The organism is Actinocorallia lasiicapitis, from assembly GCF_054778695.1.
In genome coordinates this window covers 1-520 of record NZ_BAAGZI010000939.1, presented here as the reverse complement: position 1 = coordinate 520, position 520 = coordinate 1, and the positions used below count along the sequence as shown (strand labels likewise).

Annotated in this window: 1 protein-coding gene; it reads right to left on the bottom strand. The window is 68.8% G+C overall.

Features of this window, described 5'->3' with window-relative positions:
* The coding region (locus ACYVE7_RS35595; protein ID WP_460371127.1) for a glycosyltransferase family protein at positions 1-503 on the bottom strand (503 nt) is incomplete at its 3' end.
* Between the last annotated feature and the right edge of the window lie 17 nt (positions 504-520).

Sequence of the window (520 nt, the reverse complement as noted above, 5' to 3'; positions counted from 1 at the left end):
CCGTTCGCGATGCGGTGTACGCGACCGGCAGGCTGCTTCCACGTCGTGCGCGCAATGCCTTCCAGCACCTCCGACGGGACGACCAAGGCATGCGCCGCGCCCAAGGCCATGCGGCGATAGACGTTGCGTTCGATCTTCAGCCCGCCCGCCTCGTCGGCGTTGAATCCGTCTTCGTGGTGGACCAGCGGCGGCGTGCCCTTGGGGAAGACGCGGCGCGCCATCACCCCGTCGATCGCGCCCCAATTATAGGTCAGCATGTAGCGCGCCAGCGCCTCATAGCGCGCAACCGATGGCCGCCCGGTTAGCGGCGGCGGGTCCTGCGCGATTTCGTAGCGGATGCCCTTCGCGATCTGGGCGCGCGCGCCGAGTTGATCGGGCATGCCGCTGACGATCGTGTGCCGCGCCGCGTCGCCGAAGGCGTTCATCAGGCGCACGGCGCGCGCTTCCTTGCCGCCCAGGCTGAAGCTGGAATGCAGGTGGAGGATATGGACCGGCTGGTGCATCGCCCCGGGCTGTACCC